Genomic DNA, 759 nt, shown 5'->3' with positions numbered 1-759 from the left:
TTCAGATTTATCTGCAACAGGTATAGCTCCAACTGCTAATCAATTTACTGGAGTAGGATTTGGTGACTACATTGTTAGAATTACAGATAATACGTTAGGTACTCCTAATTGTACAGCCGATGCTCCAATATCTTTAGAAGAGCCTACTGCTGTTACGCTAAACACAACACAAAAAACAGATATTACTTGTAATGGTGATGCTAACGGAACCATTACGGTTAGTTTAGTAACTCCTGCTGTTGGTGTAAATGATAATCCACCATATTCTTTTACTATTGATAATGGGGTAGACCCGGCTCAAACTAATGGTACTGGTATATTTACAAATCTTAATCCTGGTACTTACGCTATTACAGTAACTTCGGATAGAGGTTGTACAGAAACCGATAGTATTGAAATTATTGAACCTACTATATTAGTAGCTAATGCAACTTTAACAACAGACTTTACTTGTGCTGCGGATAACACCACAAGTATTGCAACCATTACTGCAGATATTCCTACTACTGGTACTGCTCCTTATACTTTCAGTATAGATGGTACTAACTTCTTTACAACTAATACTTTTGATGTTGTGGATACTGGGGCTGTACAAAATATTACTGTAACTGTTAGAGATAATAATGGTTGTACAGATGATGATACTGTTATTATTAACCCTATTAATACATTTACTGCTGTTGTTTCTCAAGTAGATGCTATTACTTGTGATATTGCTAATCCTGAACAAGTATTAATTACCGTTACTGATAATGGAAA

Annotated in this window: 1 protein-coding gene; it reads left to right on the top strand. The window is 34.8% G+C overall.

What is annotated here, in order from left to right:
• A partial coding sequence (locus Q0820_RS16900) for a hypothetical protein (RefSeq protein ID WP_298489472.1) occupies positions 1–759 on the top strand: 759 nt, incomplete at both ends.

Origin of the sequence: uncultured Maribacter sp. (assembly GCF_947495965.1) — a bacterium.
GTDB lineage: Bacteria > Bacteroidota > Bacteroidia > Flavobacteriales > Flavobacteriaceae > Maribacter_B.
The sequence above is the reverse complement of the archived record's forward strand: the minus strand, read 5'-3'. Positions and strand labels throughout refer to the sequence as shown.